The sequence below is a fragment of the Brassicibacter mesophilus genome (assembly GCF_050433385.1).
Classification (GTDB): Bacteria; Bacillota; Clostridia; order Tissierellales; family Proteiniboraceae; genus Brassicibacter; species Brassicibacter mesophilus.
In genome coordinates this window covers 375,868-394,674 of the sequence record NZ_JBNPXI010000001.1, presented here as the reverse complement: position 1 = coordinate 394,674, position 18,807 = coordinate 375,868, and the positions used below count along the sequence as shown (strand labels likewise).

Here is an 18,807-nt window from a genome sequence, read left to right as displayed (position 1 = left end):
AACATTAGGAGGGGTTGTGGTGAATAGCAACTTCGATAAAATCACTGCTAAAGTACACAATTATGAAGCACTTTCAATAGAGAAGGGCACTAAGCTAAGTAGTATATTAAATAGTATCGGCTTAGGAAAGACAAAGCAGTTTTTAGCAGCCGTAGTTAATAATCAGATCAGGCATTTAAATTATGAAGTTAGTGAGGATAGTAATATAAGGTTTATCGATATTACAGACAAAGATGGTTTAAGAATATATATAAGAACTTTATCCTTAATCTATATAAAAGCTTGTAAGGATTTGTTTAATGACGTAGATGTTACTATTGAACACTCTATTAGCAAAGGTATATATTCAGAGGTACATAAGGAATCAAAATTGACACTAGATGATATTGATAAAATCAAGCAAAAAATGAAGGAAATCATTGCTTCAGATATTGATATTACAAGAGAATTAGTATCGGTAGAACAGGCGAAGGATATTTTTACAGCCCAAAATATGAACGATAAAGTTAGGTTACTAAATCACACCAATAAGGAAAATGTACACATATATAAGCTTGATAAATACTATGATACGTTCTATGGATTTCTGGCACCATCGACAGGATATATAGATAGATTTGAACTAGTATATTATCCACCGGGGATTATAATACAGTTTCCTATAAAAGAAACAAATTATCTGATTCCGAAATTTGAAGAACAGGAAAAATTATCAAAAATATTTAGAGAGTCTGAGCGTTGGGGAGATATACTTGATGTAGGATATGTAGGTTCACTGAATGATAAAATTGATGATGGCTCAATTGAAGATATAATTCGTATATCTGAAGCACTACACGAAAAGAAGATAGCCTATATTGCTGATAAGATATGTGAAAATGAAGATGTCAGAATTATACTTATTGCTGGTCCTTCTTCTTCGGGAAAAACTACTTTTGCTGAGAGATTGTCAACGCAGCTAAAGGTTAATGGTAAAAAACCTATTTCTATTTCATTAGATGACTATTTTGTAAATAGAGAAGACACTCCGTTAGATGAAAATGGAGAATATGATTTTGAATCTATCTACTCTATAGACTTAGAACTTTTTAATATGGATTTAATAAAGCTATTATCAGGTAAAGAAGTTGAAATACCAAGATTTAACTTTGTTACTGGCAAAAGAGAGTATGTTGGAAATAAAATAAAGATAGATAAAACACACCCTATAATCATCGAAGGGATACATGGATTAAATGAAATGTTAACTTCGTCTATACCTCAAAAGAATAAATTTAAAATATATATTAGTGCTTTAACTCAATTAAACGTTGATTCACATAACAGAATACATACCACGGATACCAGACTTATACGAAGAATGGTTAGAGACAGTAAATATAGAGGTTATGATGGAGCTACGACATTAAAACGATGGGATTCTGTTAGAAGAGGAGAAGAGCGAAATATTTTTCCGTTTCAAGAAGAAGCAGATGTAATGTTCAATTCTGCACTAGTCTATGAATTAGCAGTGTTAAAAAAATATGTAGAGCCTTTGCTTGAGAAAATAGATGAATCAAATGAATTTTATAAGGAAAGCAAAAGACTTCTAAAATTTATGAGCTATTTTAAAGATATAAGTCAAGAAGAAAGCATACCATGTACTTCTATTATTAAAGAATTTATAGGAGGAAGCTGCTTTAGAAAGGAATAGGTGATAGGGATGAATAATCTTTTAGACAGAATTGTTGAAAAAAACAGAGCATTTACTGCTAATGGTAAAGTTGCATGTTATATACCAGCTTTAGCAAGGACTAATCCAAATCTTCTAGGAATATGTGTGGCTGATATTGATGGAAATATGTATACAGCAGGTGATTATAACCATAAATTTACTTTGCAGAGTATATCAAAAACAATTTCTTTGATGCTAGCTATTATGGATAATGGTATGGATTATGTTTTTAATAAAGTTGGAATGGAGCCAACTGGGGATGCATTTAATTCTATAATCAAGCTTGAAACCATTTCACCGTCAAAGCCATTAAATCCTATGATTAATGCTGGAGCAATAGCAGTGGCTTCAATGATAAAGGGAAAAGATAATAAAGAAAAATTTGATAGACTTCTTAATCTTTTCAAGAAAATATGTGATAATGAGAACCTAGACATTAATACAGAAGTTTATCAATCAGAGAAATCTACTGGACACAGAAACCGCGCTTTGGCTTACTTCATGAAAGATGTAGGAATAATTGAAGGAGATGTCGAAGAGGTTCTTGATGTATATTTCAAGCAGTGTTCAATAGAAGTAGATTGTATTGATATAGCACGAATAGGGCTATTCTTAGCAAATAAAGGAATAGTACCAAAAACAGGAGAGAAAATAACAACAGAAGCTGTTGCAAGGACTATAAAAACATTTATGGTTACATGCGGTATGTATAATGAATCAGGAGAGTTTGCTATCAATGTTGGTATACCGTCAAAAAGTGGCGTAGGTGGTGGAATAATGTCTACTGTACCACATAGAATGGGCATAGGTGTATATGGACCAGCACTTGATAGTAAGGGAAACTCTATAGCTGGATATAGTTTATTGAAGGACTTATCTAAAGAGCTTAATCTCAGTATATTTTAATCAAATGGTACCATTGAGCAAAAGTTACATAATATATTGTAGACATGATACTATGAAATAGTGGGTGATAATATGGATTTAAAATTGAAGATTGATGGTACCAATGGGAATATAGAGATTTATCTTGGAAAAGATTCAACTAACAAACTCAAAGATTCAGATGGTAGTATAGTATTTACATTCTATGAAGGAAAGTATGTTATGTCTTATCATTCAAAGAGAAAGGGATGGGAGTTCCCAGCTGGAAGAAGAGAAGAAGGAGAAACGGCTGCTGAATGTGCCATAAGGGAAACCTTTGAAGAAACAGGAGCAATTTTAGTAGATGTTATTCCTTTAGGTTATTATTTAGTAAGTAAACATAACAATGTATTTAAAACAGCAGTCTTTATGTCGAGGGTTGAAAAATTTGAGCCAAAGCCTCATTGGAGTGAAACGGACATTGTAAAGCTTTTTGAAGAATTACCTGGAGACATATCATACAAGGATGATGTCTATAAAATTGTTCTAGAATACATTGAAAAAATAGATAGCGGCTGCTTATAGCCGCTATCTTCAATTAGTCAGTACTTATATCCTCACTAAAATCCTTTGTAAATTTTAAATTTATACTATTATCATTAGTCGAAAGTCCTAACATGTAAAGTATAGGACAAAAACGTGTGACACCTTCTGCTACCTTCATAGCTCCAAATGCTATGGCAGGAGTAGATTTTTTTACAATACCTACTCCAAACATTGTTAATCCACCTGTAAGTCTTATGTACGCATCTAAGTCACCTACATTTTTCTTCATAAGTTCACCACCTTATCAATATGAATTAGAATTAGTTTTCCAAAATGTATAAAATATTATTACATGAAAATTGCATCAAAAAAAGAAATAAGGATGTTTAAACATCCTTATTAAAAACTTAATCCATCTTTTTTTACTGCTACGCTTAACGTCAAACCGATACTTATCATATTAGAAAGCATAAAGGTACCACCTTTGCTTATAAATGGAAGTGGAATACCGGTAACAGGCATCAATCCCATAGTCATCCCTACGTTTTCAAGTATATGAAATACCATCATTGAAGCAATTCCAATTACTATCAGAGATCCAAACAAGTCCTTTGAATTTCTTGCTATTTTAATCAGTCTGTATATCATGATAAAATATAGTACAAGTAGAATTACTCCTCCAACTAAACCTAATTCTTCACCAATAACTGCAAAAATGAAGTCAGTCTGCTTTTCAGGTAGATAGCCAAATTGAGTTTGGTTTCCATTATATAGACCCATGCCCAATAGCTTGCCTGATCCAATAGCAATTTTAGATTGTATAACTTGATATCCAGATCCCATAGCATCACGGGCCGGATCAACAAAAACTAAAATTCTATCCTTTTGATATGGAGCAAGAGAAAACCACAAAATTGGGAGACTGATTATTCCAGCAATAGCTGCGTATAAAATATATTTAAAATCAAGTCCAGCTATAAAAAGCATAGTAACTATGAAGAAAATAAAAACTAAAGCTGTTCCAAAATCAGGCTGCATAAGAACTAATCCAACTGGAATAAAGGCGAATACTAAAATCTTAGCTAAAGTAAACAGCTGATTTATTTTATCTTGATTTTTTTCAATATATTTAGCTACCGACACTATTATACCTATTTTAACAAACTCGGCTGGTTGAAATCTTACTGGTCCTATTACTAACCAACTTTTTGCACCCCAAGTATCTTCACCAATTCCGAATACTAAAACAGCGAGTAATAGTAAATTACAGAATACATAAATAACCATATAAAGTTTACCAAAGGTTTCGTAATTAATCATAACTAAAATTACTACTGTAACTATACCTAAAACAAACGCTATACCTTGAGTTTTCAAATCCTGCATACTGTTTTCACCAGCTGTTGCACTTGATAGTATGACTAACCCGTATATGCTGAGTAAAATAACAGTAAAAAACAGTACAAAATCAAATTTCTTCCAAAATTTTTTTCGCTTGTTAGCCATTTATAAAACCTCTCTCATACTAAACTATTACAATTATAACATATACATTCTATATTATAAACTGAATAAAGTAATATGAGTAGTAGTAAATTAGTGCAATTTTTTCACTATATATGCTACAATAAGAAATCGCTAAACATTTTATTGGGCAGTAATTCTGGGGTGTATTCTCCAGTTTCTTGGTTGAAATTATACTGGCTAGCTATATCTTTACTATTTCTACAGATCTTATTAAGCAAGTCAACAAATATATCAATTTCTTGGATGGTATTATACATTCCAAAGCTTACCCTAACTAATCCAGGAATATCTGAAAGTCTATGAAATATTAAATCCTGTTGTAATTTCAATATTTCGCTTGTTGAAAGACCTAACAATCTATGAACATAAGGATGTGCACAGAAGCATCCATTTCTGACGCCTATTCCGCCTTCATATGAGAGCATTGAAGCTAGAAGTGCATGGTTTATATCTTTAACATTAAATGTTATGACACCAACAATCTTTTCAAAATCTCTTTTGTCAGTTTTGGAATATATTATGATATTAGGAATCTGATTAAGCTTGTTAATAAGATATTTTGTCATCTCTATTTCATGTTCTTTTATTTGATCTAATCCTATTTGTTCTAGTACTTTAATTACTTCTGCTAAAGCTATTGCTCCTACAACATTTGGAGATCCAGCTTCTTCTCTATCTGGAGGATCTGTCCAATAGCAATTGTGCTGTGTAACGCTGATAATTGTTCCTCCACCAACATATTCTGGATCACCTTTTTGAAAAACTGACTTTGGCCCAATTAGAGCACCTGTACCAAATGGTGCGTACATTTTATGACCAGATATAGCTAAAAAATCTATATAATCATCATCTTTAAAGCCTTTCATATTTATCCTACGGTGAGGAGCAAGCTGGGCTCCATCGACTAGTATTTTAGTATCATGCTTGTGTGCTAAAGAAGCAACATAGTGAATATCGTTAACTATACCAGTTACATTAGAGCATCCAGTTATAGCCACTAGCTTAACTTTTCCTCTATTGAATTTTAACTTGCTTTCCAGATCCTCTAGGTCTAATCTTCCATCCATCATTACTTTTGCATGCAAAGTCTTAGCCTTATTTCTCCAAGGAAGATCATTAGAGTGATGCTCCATCAACGAAGTAATAACTATATCATCTTTAGTTAAATTTAACCTATAAGAAAGCTTGTTTATAGCTTCAGTAGTGTTCTTAACAAATATCACAGTATTTTTATTAGGATCAGAATTAAAAAAGTCAGAAACTATTTCTCGTGCTCTTTCGTAAGCAGCTGTAGATATTTTTGACTTATAACCTGTGCCTCTATGTATACTAGAGTACCATTCCAAAAACTCATTTACCTTATTTAAAACTGGTGATAGAGTAGGAGTGCTTGCAGCATTATCAAAATTTATATAATTGACTTTTTTACCATCTCTTAAAAAAATCTTTTTGTCTATGCCTACTACATTTCTTCTTATGTTGTTTATTGTATAATTGTTTTTAAACAACATGGTTATCCCCCTAAAGATAAATAGTATATATACTATTAGAATATGTAGTTTGTTTTTTTTTGACACAATAACCTTTATTAATAGTTGGTTTCGATGGTCAAATGTGGGTATAATAGATAAATAGTGAGGATAAAGGAGGCTATAATTTGCTAGAAGTTGTAACTGTGGTTGTTATGATTATTGGATTTATTGGAACGTTCATACCGGCTATTCCAGGGACAGGATTAGTTTTTGTTTCTGCACTTGTTTATGGTATCATTACGAAGTTTAATGATATTACTGTTACTATGACTATAGTATTTGGGGTGCTTACAGTAGTTGCAATAATACTGGATTATTCTGCTTCACTTATAACCACCAAAAAAGTTGGAGCATCAAGATATGGAGTTATGGGTGCAATTATAGGAGGAATAATAGGATTCATCATATTTAATATAATTGGACTCATAATTGGGCAATCTGCAGGAGCAATTGTTGGAGAGTTGCTACGCAGCCGTGATTTAGGCGCATCTATAAAGGTTGGTTTTGCTACGTTTATAGGGTATCTTTTAGGTGTAGTTGCCAATAGCACTATTTCACTAATAATAATAATTAGCTTTTTACTAAAGGTAATATTTTAAGGAGTGATTATATATGTATATAGGAAGTCATTTATCAATTTCTCAAGGGTTTTTTAAAGCTGGGAAAGTAGCTGTTAGTATTAATGCAAATACATTCCAGTTTTTCACTAGGAACCCTAGAGGAGGAAATGCTAAGGCATTAGATATGAAGGATATAGAAAAGTTCAAGGAGCTAATGTCTGAAAATAATTTTGGACCATTATTAGCTCATGCACCTTACACACTTAACATGGCCTCACATAAAGAAGATACATGGGATTTTGCAAAAATGGCATTTAAAGATGATTTGAAAAGATTAGAGATTATACCATGCTCATTATACAATTTCCATCCAGGAAGCCATACTGGCAAAGGTATAGATTACGGAATAGATAGGATAGCAGCTGTATTAAATGAAATAATAACTGGAAATGAGAGCACTATGATTTTATTAGAAACCATGTCAGGAAAAGGAACAGAAATAGGAAGTACTTTTGAAGAATTAAGAAGAATAATCGATAAAGTAAAACATTCAGAACTAATAGGAGTATGTCTAGATACCTGTCATGTATACAGTGCTGGTTATGATATTGTAAATGATTTGGATAATGTTCTAGAGAAGTTTGACAAAGTAATAGGAATAGACAAACTAAAAGCAATACATCTTAATGATAGTATGACAGAGTTTAATAGTAAAAAGGACAGGCATGCAGGTATTGGGGAAGGGACAATAGGACTTGAAGCGATAATAAACTTCGTTAGTCATCCTCAGCTAAAAAATTTACCTTTCTTTTTGGAAACTCCTTATGAACCTGAAGGACACAAACATGAAATTGAAATGATAAAGAGATACATTTAAGGCGGCGAGAATTACTTGCCGTCTTAAATATTTTTTGATGTAAGTTTTATAATATACTTTCACTAGCATTAAATATTTACCATTATCTGTGTTATGTATTATAACAATGAGAAAATCAATAATGAAAAGCAAAAACTTTATTATTATGATATAACACTAAATCACTAGATATAGCATATGAAGTTTACAATATATAGAAATGAGGTATAATTTAGTTAAGTAAGAGCTTAAGATTTGTTTGAGTTACTCGAATGAGGAGGATATTATGAAATTAAAAAAACATATCCATATTTTACTATTGATTGCTATAGTTTTAGCAGGGTCAGTTTTTTTAATAACAAGATTTAGTATTGATAATAATAAGCATAGTGCCTATAGCCTAGAGCGTGTGTTTAGTACTACAGATGAGTTGGTTAAAAACAGTGATGCTATAGTTGTAGGTGTAATTGAAAAAATTCATAAACCTAAAGTACGTCCAGTAGAAACAGATTCTGATATACCTGTTGAAAAAATAGTTGTGAGAATAGATGTGAAACTAGACAAATCGTTTAAAGGTACTTTTTCTAAATAATAATGGCGATTCATACTACTATTTCATAAGCAATATTCAAGGAGGAATAAAAGTAAAGAGTGAAAAATACTCTGATTTTAGTGATGATTATGAAATAAGCATCGATAGAAACTCTTTTCCAATGTTTGATGATAAAATGAAAGTAAAAGAATTAGAAGAAAAAATTAAAAAATCAAAAGAATGAAGAAAAATAATAACCATTGTTATCAAATATATCCACATAAAAAGATACTAATGTAGAGTCTGTAGTAATTAATTGTAAGGCTGCAGTAATAAAAATATTATTTAAATACCTGAAGTTGCTTGTGCAAAAGAAGTTGTCGTTCAAATTTTTTACATATATGGTATAATATTATTTGATTACTAGATTAAAAAATGGGGTGATAGGGTGAGAAAAAAGTATAAAAAGTTATTTATTTCTTTAGGTATTTTCCTGATAATTTTTTCAAGTATAACTATTTATGCTGATGATTTGAAGGAAAATATTGAGGTAATTTTCAACTCAATTAATATTGTCGTAAATGGGCAGAAGATAACAGCAGATAATATAATGTACAAAGATACAACATATGTTCCTCTACGAACCGTTGCAGAAATGCTTGAAAAAGAAATAAACTGGGATTCAAAAACAAATACTGCAACAATAGTTGAACCTGTTAACGATGAACTAAAGATAGTGTATGCTTTTCCGCAAGAGTTTAGTGAAGATGCTTTTTTGCATTGGGGATATTTAGACTTAGTATTTGATAAAGAAATGACAAGGATAAAAGACATTGAAGATATATATCTTGTGGACTGTTTTGGTGAGAGGATGTCTATAGAAAAAGTTATGCCAGGTGTGACAATAAAAACTAATCTTTTAATTATTCCTAAAAAGCAGCTCAAGCTAAATACTAATTACAATCTATTTATCCCTGCATCTACACTTGAAAGTAAAGAAGGCGAAATGTATAAGCAAGATGTGAACCTACATTTTAAAACGGCATATAATGTTTTACAAGGGTAAATAGTATCAGATAAAGATTATATGGATAAGACAGTTTACATTGATAATGAAAGTAACTATTATAAAACAAAAGTAATCGGTAAAGGCGTATTTCTTTTCAAAAACATTAACCCAGGCAAGTATAATATTTCATTGTTAGATGAGAAAGGTGATGTTTTATTTAAAAAGGAAGTCGAAGTGAGTGAAAAAGGGTTGACACATACAAAAATACATTTGAACTCAAACAATAATCCAGATGATATATCTAAATAATAAAATATTTTAAAGAAGTAGTGACATTTTGTCACTACTTTTCTTTAGCTTAAAACAGTATAAACATACACTGAAGAAATAATAATATATATATCTTCACATTATAAGGAGGACATACATGAATGGAATTTTGGTCAGTATTATTGTAGGACTATGTGCTGGTTTTGGATCATTGCCGCTTATTTTTGTAAAAACGATACCTACTGCTGTAAAAAATGGTCTCTTAGGCTTTGCTGGCGGAATCATGGTATTTGCAAGCTCTTTTAATCTAATACAGCCTGCTTTAAAAGAGGGAAGTATTATAGCTGTAATCGGAGGGATAATAACTGGAACATTGATAATAACAATAATAGAGTTTACTGTTCCTCACTTGCATGCTGATGATTATAGAAAAGATAAAAAGAGAAGTTCATTTTACAAGACTTTATTACTAGGAATTGCAGTTGCAATACACAATATCCCAGAAGGATTTGCAATTGGAGTGGGATACGGAACAGGGAAAATAGCAACTGGTTTAAACTTGGCGCTAGCAATTGGAGTACAAAATATCCCTGAAGGACTGGTGGTAGCAGCCTCGATGATAGAAGAAGGAAATTCAAAGTTAAAATCAATATTATTCTCTTTTTTAACTGGACTAGGGGAGCCTATCGCTGCAATATTTGGTCTTCTTACAATTGGCTTCACATCTAAATATATGCCATTTATCTTATCACTTACAGCAGGAGCTATGTTTTATGTAGTATCACACGAGCTAATCCCTGAGAGTCACTGCGATGGAAATGAGCTAATAGCAACATATGGATTTATATTAGGACTTATACTTATGATAGTATTTAGAACAGTTATAGGTGAATAATTTTATTTATGTTTAAAAATCAAATTGAATTTTTTCATATCTGAAAGAATATTATTTAGAAATAGCTTATTTTATTTTTGTAATGATTAAATATTAAAAATAGATATAATATCCGAAAAAAATAGCAATAATACAAATAATAGCGGATTATAAGCGAATATATTTCTATAGATAGGAAGTGTGGATATGAAAAAAGGTCTTATATATGATTTAATAAAAGTGGGCAAAGTAATAATTATTGCATTAATTATCTCAATTTTAATCGAGAATTATATAATTGGACTTACTATAGTAAGTGGAGAATCGATGCTATACACAATTAAAAATAATGATAGAGTTTTAATTAATAAGATATGCTATATTTATAATAATCCTAAAAGAGGAGAGATAGTTGTATTTAATCCTCCTATAGAAAAAAGGCAGCAGGAACTGTTTATTAAAAGAGTGGTTGCAGTTCCAGGAGATAGTTTTAAAGTGGAAAAAAATAGAGTATACATAAACGACCTATTGCTTAATGAAAACTATATATTAGATAATGACTTTAAGGATAGAGACTATAATCTAGTTGAAGGTATAGTTCCCGACGGATATGTTTTTGTTATGGGAGACAACCGTAATAATAGTAATGATAGCAGAATGTTTGGATTAGTTCCTATGGAAAATATTAAAGGAAAAGCAATTACTAAGGTTTGGCCAGTGAACGGAATAAAAAGCTTTGCAGTTCAATATGATGAATAATAATAAAGGATTGGGATAAATGGATTTGAAGAAATATATTATAGATAGCTCAATAGAGCTTGGGATTGATATAATAGGATTTACAAGCTGTGAGCCGTTTGCTCATTTAGAAGAGATGCTCACAAATAGACGAAAGCAAAATCATGAAACAGAGTTTGAACATAGCTCTATATCTGATAGGATAACTCCTAGTATGCTTATGCCAGAATGTAGGACAATCATTGTGATTGGAGTATCTTATAATACTGGATTTAGGAATAAAGATATTAATACTACTCCTCATGGAAAGCTTTCAAAGTCATCATGGGGTATGGATTATCATGATATATTAAAAAATAAAATGGAATTATTGGTAGAGAAAATAAAAAAAGTAAAAGATCTTAGATATGTTATCAGTGTTGATACATCACCAATAATTGACAGAGAGGTTGCAAAAAAAGCTGGCATAGGTTGGTATGGTAAAAACTGCTCAATAATAAATGATGATTATGGTTCATTTATTTTTATTGGTCACATTATAACAGATTTATTAATGCGTTATGATGTGGAGTCAGAATCAAAATGCGGAGAATGTTCACTTTGCGTAAGAGCATGTCCGACAAAAGCGATACAAGAGGGATATAGAATAAATGCAAAACACTGTATATCTTATTTAACTCAGACAAAGGAATGGATACCATATGAGCTAAGGGAGAAGATGGGAGCCAAGGTATATGGCTGTGACGTATGCCAACTAGTTTGCCCTAAAAATAAAGGAGTCAAGCTTGGAAATACAGATGAGTTTATACCAAATATAACCAATGGCAATATAAACATTGAAGAACTTTTTAATATGTCAAATAAAGAGTATAGAGATAAATATGGAAATATGTCTGGTAGCTGGCGAGGAAAAAATATTTTAAAAAGAAATTGTTTAATATCTTTAGGAAATATGAAAGACAAAACCTCATTAGATCTACTAAAAGCAGCTATTAATGATCCAAGTTCGTTAGTAAGGGAATATGCCGCATGGGCTATTTTAAAAACTGATTACAATATAGGATGTGAAATAATTAATTCTCATCTAAATAAAGAAAAAGATGACAAAGTAATAGAAGAAATGAAACGATTGCTAAGATATTTCTCTGATAAATAAAACATAGTGTTATATATTATAATTCCTTTGAAATAGGTAAGACTAATAAAGAATATTTTAAATGTTAAAAAAAAGTAGTAAATGAAGGAGAATAAAGATATATGTAGTATTTTAATAGTAGTATTTTAATAATAGTTTGTTCCATATCTATACATAAGGAGGAGTATAAAATGAGCAATGTCCATGAACTAAGTTTCTTGAAAGAAAAAATTCAAGAGTTAAAGGATCAAGGAGTTTACAGAAAGCTTCCGATATTAGAGGGTCCTAATGAGTCAGAGGTTATATTAAATGGCAAAAAAGTTATAAATCTATCATCTAACAACTACCTTGGTTTTGCAAATCATCCAAGATTAAAGAAAGCTGCAATTGAAGCTGTTGAAAAATATGGTGCAGGTGCTGGTGCAGTTAGAACTATTATAGGAAATATGGATATACATGAAGAATTAGAGGGGCTTCTTGCAAAATTTAAAAGAGAAGAAGCAGCTATGGTGTTCCAATCTGGATTTAATTGTAATGCTGGTGCAATACAAGCTATTACAGAAAAAGGAGATATAATCATATCGGATGAACTAAACCATGCAAGTATTATAGATGGTACAAGACTTAGTAAGGCAGACAGAGCTATTTACAAACACTCTGATATGAATAGCTTGGAGCAGGTTTTAAAAGAGAGTAGAGACAAATATAGAAACATCTTAGTTATTACTGATGGTGTGTTCAGCATGGATGGAGATATAGCTAAACTGCCAGAAATCGTTGAACTGGCTGAAAAGTATGAAGCTATGACCTATGTTGATGATGCACATGGCTCAGGAGTTCTAGGTGAAAGTGGAAGAGGTACTGTAGACCACTTTGGACTTCACGGCAGAGTAGACTTTTCAATTGGAACATTATCAAAAGCTATAGGCGTTGTAGGAGGATATGTAGCTGGTAGCAAGACTATGCAAGAGTGGCTAAATCATAGAGGAAGACCTATATTATTCAGTACTTCTTTACCTCCAGCAGCAGTTGGTTCAATAATGGAAGCTATTAGAATTTTAATGGAAACTACAGAATACACAGACAGGCTTTGGAGAAATGCTAAATACTTCAAACAAAAGCTAGGAAACCTTGGCTTTAATACTGGACACAGCGAAACTCCTATTACTCCAGTAATTATTGGAGATGAGGCTAAAACAATGGAATTCAGTAAAAAATTGTTTGATAATGGTGTATTTGTTTCAGGTATAGTATTCCCAACAGTTCCTAGAGGAACAGGAAGAGTAAGATGTATGGTAACTGCTGGCCACAATGAAGAACAATTAGATAGAGCAGTAGCTGCATTTGAAAAGGTTGGAAAGGAAATGAATATACTTAAATAGGCTTTAAACAAGGTGCAGAGAAAATCTGCACCTTTATTTGTTTAATTGACCACTAATTGGATATCTATATAAATATATTACATATTAAGGCAAGTTGATATCACTATGTAAGGGGGAAACGTTATGAGGTATATGGAATTAATTGAAAACATAAAAACAATTCGCGATTTTAAAAAGGAGTCAGTTTCTCGAGATACTATTGAACAAATAATAGAAACCGGCTATAACAGCTCTGGATTATTAGGATCAGATAACATATCAATCAGATTTATTGATAATATGGAGAGTCTTTTCACTGGACTAAAAAACAGTGCAGGATATTTTGGTAAAATAATAGAAGCACCTCATTATTTAGTTATTACCTCCAAGATGTTTAAAGGACTTATGGAAAACAGCGGATATATTATGGAATCCATGAGGCTAAAGGCTTGGGAGCTTGGTGTAGGCTCATGTTGGCTGAGTATTGAAGACTCAGAAGAACTTAAGAAGGTTTTAAAAATTGATACTGACAATGTAATTACAGCTTTTATAGCACTTGGCTATCAATATAAAGGTATTTTTAAAACTGATACATCCCAAAAAAGCAGTAGGTTAGGTATCGAAGACATAGTATATAAACATAAATGGGGAGAAAAAATCTCATTTGAAGAAATAGACAGTAGAGGATTAAGCAACGTATTCTATTATTCAAAACTTGCACCATCTTGGGGAAACATACAACCTTGGAGGTTTATACTATGTGATGATAAAGTTGCTCTTACTGTATCGCAAAGTAATGAAAGCAATGGACTTGACTCAGGAATCATAATGTTATACTTTGAGAAAGCAGCACATGAGGAAGGTATCACAGGAAATTGGAGCTTATATGATTGCTGCTCTGATGAGTATGATTTGCCTGAAAACTATAAGGCTGTTGCATATTATAGTATTTAATTATTTAAAATAGAAAGACTCGTATCACTGATTTGAGTTGTGGATACGAGTTTTTCCTTTAAGAAAGATAAAAAAATAAAATTAATGTATAATAGTAATTAGTGGTATAAATAAATACCCACAAATTGTTTTTTAGTAAGATATCAAGAGAGGTGTCATAAATGATTATAGGTGCTTGTACAATTGAATTGATGATATACGAAGCTAACTCATTAAAAGATAAGAGACATGTTATTAAAAGTATTATAGGAAAAATACAGTCGAGGTTTAATGTTTCTATTGCAGAGATTGATTTAAATGATAAGTGGAGAAGCTCTATAATTGGATTTGCATGTGTAACAAATGATACTATACATGCGCAACAGATGGTTTCAAATGTACTAAAATTTATTGAAGGTGACGGAAGAGTTGAGATAGTAAATCACCAAATAGAGATACTATAAATATACAGGTTATAGCGAAGCATTTAAAATGAAATATAAAAGGAGAGGAAAATGTTAAAAAAATATGAGATAAATGAGGTTCTAAAAATACTTAATGATTTTTATCCAGATGCGGCGTGTGAGCTAAACTACACAACTCCATTTGAACTGCTGATAGCCACTATGCTTTCTGCTCAATCAACAGACAAGAGGGTAAATATTGTAACAGAAGATTTATTTAAAAGTTTTAAAAAACCTGAAGATTTTTTAAAGCTTTCTGAGGAGAAGCTTGGTGAAATTATAAAGACCATAGGCTTCTATAGAACAAAGAGTAAGAACATATTGAAAACTTGTGAGATATTAGTTAATAATTATAGTTCAAATGTACCTGATGCTAGAGAAGAGCTTGTGAAGCTTCCAGGGGTAGGAAGAAAAACTGCAAATGTTGTAATCAGCAATGCTTTTGGTAAAAATGCTATAGCTGTTGATACTCATGTGTTTAGAGTATCTAATAGGATTGGATTAGCTGACAGTGAAAACGTTGATGATACTGAAAAAGATTTGATGATGAATATTGATGAAAAAGATTGGTCAAAGGCACACCATTTATTGATTTTTCATGGAAGAAGAATATGTAAAGCGAGAAGACCGCTATGCGAGGAATGCCCTATAACTGAATATTGTTCATACTTTAAGAAATATAATAAAAAAGGAGATTAATCTCCTTTTTTTTGTCATAATTAAAGGAAAAAGGTACTTTCTTGGAGAATACTATTTAATTGCTTACTAATTTTTAAAAGGGGTGAAGCTATGGGTCCCGATAATATGATAAATACAAATACAGATGACCTTATATTTTCTTTAGATATAGGAACAAGAACTGTTATAGGAGTTGTAGGCACATATCAAAATAATAAGTTTAAGATTATTGCTAGTGAGATATTAGAACACCAGAAAAGAACGATGTATGATGGACAAATTCATGACATCAATGGAGTAACTGAAATTGTTAAAGAAATTAAAGAAAATCTAGAGAATAAATTAAATTTAAAACTTAGTAAAGTTGCAATAGCTGCTGCTGGTAGGGCTTTAAGAACATATCGAGCTAGAATTGATAGAGAAATTGATATTACTACGGAAATAAATCATAGAATGATTGAGAGTCTTGAGCTGGAAGCGATCCAACACGCCCAAGATACTTTGGACAAGAGCATATCTAAAGATGAAACAAGGTACTATTGTGTGGGATATACTGTTATTAATTATTATTTAGATGATAACTTTATTGAAAATCTAGAATGGCATAGGGGCAATAAAATAGGAATAGATGTATTGGCAACATTTTTACCGCATACTGTAATTGATAGCTTATACACTGTCATGAGCAGAGCTGGATTAGAGGTTGTAAACCTGACACTTGAGCCAATAGCTGCAATAAATGTAGCAATCAAAAAGAATTTAAGGTTATTGAATCTAGCTTTGGTAGATATAGGTGCCGGCACTTCAGATATTGCAATAACAAAGGGTGGAACTATTGTTGCTTATGCAATGGCTTCTATAGCAGGAGATGAGATAACAGAAAAAATTGCTACAACATATTTACTAGATTATGATGAAGCAGAAAGATTAAAAGTCAAGTTAACTTCAGATAATACACACAAATTCTTTGATATTGTAGGAATAGAGCACGAGCTGACAACTGATCAGATACTAGATAATATAGATGAAGCCATTAAAATGCTAGCAAAAGAAATAGCTGATAAAATATTAGAGTATAACGAGAAGGCTCCAAGTGCTATTTTTCTTATAGGAGGAGGAAGTCAGATACCACGTATTAGTGAATACATATCTGATTATCTTGAAATGCCAAAAGAAAGAGTAGTAGTTAAAGATACAGAAATAATAGAGAATGTTTTAGATATCCCTGAGCAAATAAGGGGACCTCATGCAATAACACCTATAGGAATAGCCATTACTGCTGCTAATAAAAAATATAAGGATTTCATAGATGTCATAGTGAATGATCAAAATGTTTCAATATTCAATTCGAATCAAGTAAAAATATCTGATGTTTTAGTTTTAATTGGATACAATCCGCGAAAGCTTATACCTAAACGAGGAGAAGCGCTTAATTATTATATTAATGGTATTAAGAAGAAGGTTTTAGGTGAAGTAGGAGAGTCTGCAAAAGTATATGTTAATAATCATTTAGCTAATTTAGAGCAGATAATTAATGATGGTGATAATATCAAAATAATCGACGCAACTAAAGGTAAAGATGCAAAGATAGACTTATATAGTTGTGTAAATATTGGACAAAAAATAATCTGTAACGATAAGGAGGTCAGCTTAATAAGCAATATCAGAATTAATGGAAATCAAGTTAAAGATAATATACATATTAATGAAAACGATTTTATTGAATTTGATAAAATTGATAATTTAGAACAATTGCTATCATACTTAAAGCTAGCTCCATCTGAATATACAGTACTTAAAGAAGGAAAAACTATTGACTATAACTATTTATTAAAAGATGGGGATGTTTTAACTACTAACTTGAAAAGTGTTAGTATTGATGATCATGATAATAGTGCAGGAGAAAATATAACACTATTCATTAATGGTAAGGAAGTAAATATTAATCATAATAAAGAAAGCTTTATTTTTGTAGATGTTTTTGAATATATTGATTTTGATTTATCCAAGCCACAAGGAAGTTTAACACTTAAGGTAAATGGAGAAAGAGCTGAATACATACAAGACATAAAAGATGGTGACAATATAGAAATCTACTGGGAAAAATGATGTTAATCAACAATAAAGCCATACTACTAAATATTTAGTAGTATGGCTTTATATCTATCTAAAAACCAGCCAATAAAACCAAAACTGCAAATATCATTCTATATATTGCAAATATTCTCATTGGCTTTCTCTTCAAATATGAGATAAACTTATTAATTACAGCTAGAGCAACTAAAAACGATACTATAAAACCTATAGCAAGAGATATTATTTCTTGAGAAGTAAGTATAGATAGACCGCCAATTTTTAAGATTTTCAAAAAGCTCATTCCTACCATAACTGGAATTGCCAAGAAAAATGAAAATTCTGCAGCTGCAACAGTAGAAAGTCCTGATACCCATCCCCCTATAATGGTTGAAGCTGAACGCGACATTCCAGGGATTATAGCTAAACATTGAAACAATCCGATTATCCATGCCTGCTTCATTGTAACATTTAATTCCCGTCCTCTAGTATTATTATTTCTAAATTTCATTTCTGCATATATCATCCATATTCCGCCTAAAAATAAGGTTATAGCTACAGATACAGGTGTAAATAAATACTTTTCTGCTATGTCGTCTAACAGTATTCCGAAAAATCCCCCAGGAATACAAGCAATAACTATCATAAACCAAAACTTGAATCCAGATTTTTCATACCCAACTTTTTGAGGAAAGAAATTTATAAGAGTGTCTTTAATTTTTTTCCAATAAAGTATAATTACTGCAAGTATAGCACCGAGTTGTATTACATATGTATACATTTCAACATAATTAGGAGTTATTCCCTCAAACCCTATCAAATTTTGAAAAATAACAAGGTGACCCGTTGAAGATACTGGCAAGAACTCTGTTATACCTTCTACAATTCCTAATAAAATAGACTTCAATATCAATAATATAGTTTCCATAATCAATGAATACCCCCTATAACATATTAATTTTATTATATATTATTTTATCTTTTTGTTCTGACATGCATCTTACATAATTCTTACTTTTTCTTACTTTTTGCTAAAGGATTTTATGCAAGTAGGCTATCGTAATTTTCTTAGTCTATCATATTATATTTCTATAATGCAAAAGTTTCAAGATGTAGACATGTTTTCTTTGAATAAATTGTT

Annotated in this window: 20 protein-coding genes; 16 read left to right on the top strand and 4 right to left on the bottom strand. The window is 31.2% G+C overall.

Features of this window, described 5'->3' with window-relative positions; all coding sequences use genetic code 11:
- Positions 1-19: 19 nt before the first annotated feature.
- The 3 genes from HNR33_RS01970 to HNR33_RS01960 all read left to right on the top strand — a co-directional run bounded on the left by HNR33_RS01970 (position 20) and on the right by HNR33_RS01960 (position 3,163).
- A complete protein-coding gene (locus tag HNR33_RS01970; protein ID WP_429079420.1) occupies positions 20-1,693 on the top strand; it encodes a uridine kinase family protein in 1,674 nt (557 codons plus the stop codon).
- Between the two features lie 9 nt (positions 1,694-1,702).
- Positions 1,703-2,620 (top strand): glutaminase A, encoded by a 918-nt coding sequence (gene glsA, locus HNR33_RS01965; RefSeq protein WP_429079418.1) that lies wholly within the window; start codon positions 1,703-1,705, stop codon positions 2,618-2,620.
- A 72-nt stretch (positions 2,621-2,692) separates the two neighbouring features.
- Positions 2,693-3,163, top strand: a complete 471-nt coding sequence (locus HNR33_RS01960) for an NUDIX domain-containing protein (protein WP_429079417.1) — start codon at positions 2,693-2,695, stop codon at positions 3,161-3,163.
- A gap of 13 nt (positions 3,164-3,176) precedes the next feature.
- On the opposite strand, the gene HNR33_RS01955 is transcribed toward HNR33_RS01960, so the two are convergent.
- The 3 genes from HNR33_RS01955 to HNR33_RS01945 all read right to left on the bottom strand — a co-directional run bounded on the left by HNR33_RS01955 (position 3,177) and on the right by HNR33_RS01945 (position 6,162).
- A complete protein-coding gene (locus HNR33_RS01955) occupies positions 3,177-3,413 on the bottom strand; it encodes a YgaP family membrane protein (RefSeq protein WP_429079415.1) in 237 nt (78 codons plus the stop codon).
- A gap of 110 nt (positions 3,414-3,523) precedes the next feature.
- Positions 3,524-4,630, bottom strand: a complete 1,107-nt coding sequence (gene rodA / locus HNR33_RS01950; RefSeq protein ID WP_429079413.1) for a rod shape-determining protein RodA — start codon at positions 4,628-4,630, stop codon at positions 3,524-3,526.
- A gap of 116 nt (positions 4,631-4,746) precedes the next feature.
- Positions 4,747-6,162, bottom strand: a complete 1,416-nt coding sequence (locus HNR33_RS01945; protein ID WP_429079411.1) for an aminotransferase class V-fold PLP-dependent enzyme — start codon at positions 6,160-6,162, stop codon at positions 4,747-4,749.
- A 146-nt stretch (positions 6,163-6,308) separates the two neighbouring features.
- Here HNR33_RS01945 and HNR33_RS01940 point away from each other — a divergent pair, with 146 nt between their 5' ends.
- The 13 genes from HNR33_RS01940 (at position 6,309) to HNR33_RS01880 (ending at position 17,702) form a co-directional block, all read left to right on the top strand.
- Positions 6,309-6,782, top strand: coding sequence for a DUF456 domain-containing protein (locus HNR33_RS01940; RefSeq protein WP_429079409.1), 474 nt, complete (start codon positions 6,309-6,311; stop codon positions 6,780-6,782).
- A gap of 13 nt (positions 6,783-6,795) precedes the next feature.
- A complete protein-coding gene (locus HNR33_RS01935; RefSeq protein ID WP_429079407.1) occupies positions 6,796-7,620 on the top strand; it encodes a deoxyribonuclease IV in 825 nt (274 codons plus the stop codon).
- Positions 7,621-7,885: 265 nt separating this feature from the next.
- Positions 7,886-8,191 (top strand): hypothetical protein, encoded by a 306-nt coding sequence (locus HNR33_RS01930; RefSeq protein WP_429079406.1) that lies wholly within the window; start codon positions 7,886-7,888, stop codon positions 8,189-8,191.
- A gap of 388 nt (positions 8,192-8,579) precedes the next feature.
- Positions 8,580-9,197, top strand: coding sequence for a stalk domain-containing protein (locus tag HNR33_RS01925; RefSeq protein WP_429079404.1), 618 nt, complete (start codon positions 8,580-8,582; stop codon positions 9,195-9,197).
- 21 nt (positions 9,198-9,218) lie between these two features.
- Positions 9,219-9,449: a hypothetical protein gene (locus tag HNR33_RS01920; protein WP_429079402.1), complete on the top strand. Its 231-nt coding sequence runs from the start codon at positions 9,219-9,221 to the stop codon at positions 9,447-9,449.
- A 118-nt stretch (positions 9,450-9,567) separates the two neighbouring features.
- The gene (locus HNR33_RS01915; protein ID WP_429079400.1) at positions 9,568-10,305 is read left to right on the top strand and encodes a ZIP family metal transporter; all 738 of its coding nucleotides are present in this window, start codon (positions 9,568-9,570) and stop codon (positions 10,303-10,305) included.
- Between the two features lie 186 nt (positions 10,306-10,491).
- The gene (lepB, locus tag HNR33_RS01910) at positions 10,492-11,043 is read left to right on the top strand and encodes a signal peptidase I (protein ID WP_429079398.1); all 552 of its coding nucleotides are present in this window, start codon (positions 10,492-10,494) and stop codon (positions 11,041-11,043) included.
- A 19-nt stretch (positions 11,044-11,062) separates the two neighbouring features.
- Positions 11,063-12,178 (top strand): tRNA epoxyqueuosine(34) reductase QueG, encoded by a 1,116-nt coding sequence (gene queG, locus HNR33_RS01905; protein ID WP_429079397.1) that lies wholly within the window; start codon positions 11,063-11,065, stop codon positions 12,176-12,178.
- A gap of 170 nt (positions 12,179-12,348) precedes the next feature.
- Positions 12,349-13,539 (top strand): glycine C-acetyltransferase, encoded by a 1,191-nt coding sequence (locus HNR33_RS01900; protein WP_429079396.1) that lies wholly within the window; start codon positions 12,349-12,351, stop codon positions 13,537-13,539.
- 123 nt (positions 13,540-13,662) lie between these two features.
- Complete coding sequence (locus HNR33_RS01895) at positions 13,663-14,472, top strand: nitroreductase family protein (RefSeq protein ID WP_429079394.1); 810 nt, start codon at positions 13,663-13,665, stop codon at positions 14,470-14,472.
- A 161-nt stretch (positions 14,473-14,633) separates the two neighbouring features.
- Positions 14,634-14,915, top strand: a complete 282-nt coding sequence (locus HNR33_RS01890; protein WP_429079392.1) for a DUF503 domain-containing protein — start codon at positions 14,634-14,636, stop codon at positions 14,913-14,915.
- Between the two features lie 51 nt (positions 14,916-14,966).
- Positions 14,967-15,614 (top strand): endonuclease III, encoded by a 648-nt coding sequence (nth, locus tag HNR33_RS01885; RefSeq protein ID WP_429079391.1) that lies wholly within the window; start codon positions 14,967-14,969, stop codon positions 15,612-15,614.
- Between the two features lie 90 nt (positions 15,615-15,704).
- Complete coding sequence (locus tag HNR33_RS01880; RefSeq protein ID WP_429079390.1) at positions 15,705-17,702, top strand: cell division protein FtsA; 1,998 nt, start codon at positions 15,705-15,707, stop codon at positions 17,700-17,702.
- Between the two features lie 58 nt (positions 17,703-17,760).
- Here HNR33_RS01880 and HNR33_RS01875 read toward each other — a convergent pair whose 3' ends face one another.
- Positions 17,761-18,594, bottom strand: coding sequence for an undecaprenyl-diphosphate phosphatase (locus tag HNR33_RS01875; RefSeq protein ID WP_429079389.1), 834 nt, complete (start codon positions 18,592-18,594; stop codon positions 17,761-17,763).
- Between the last annotated feature and the right edge of the window lie 213 nt (positions 18,595-18,807).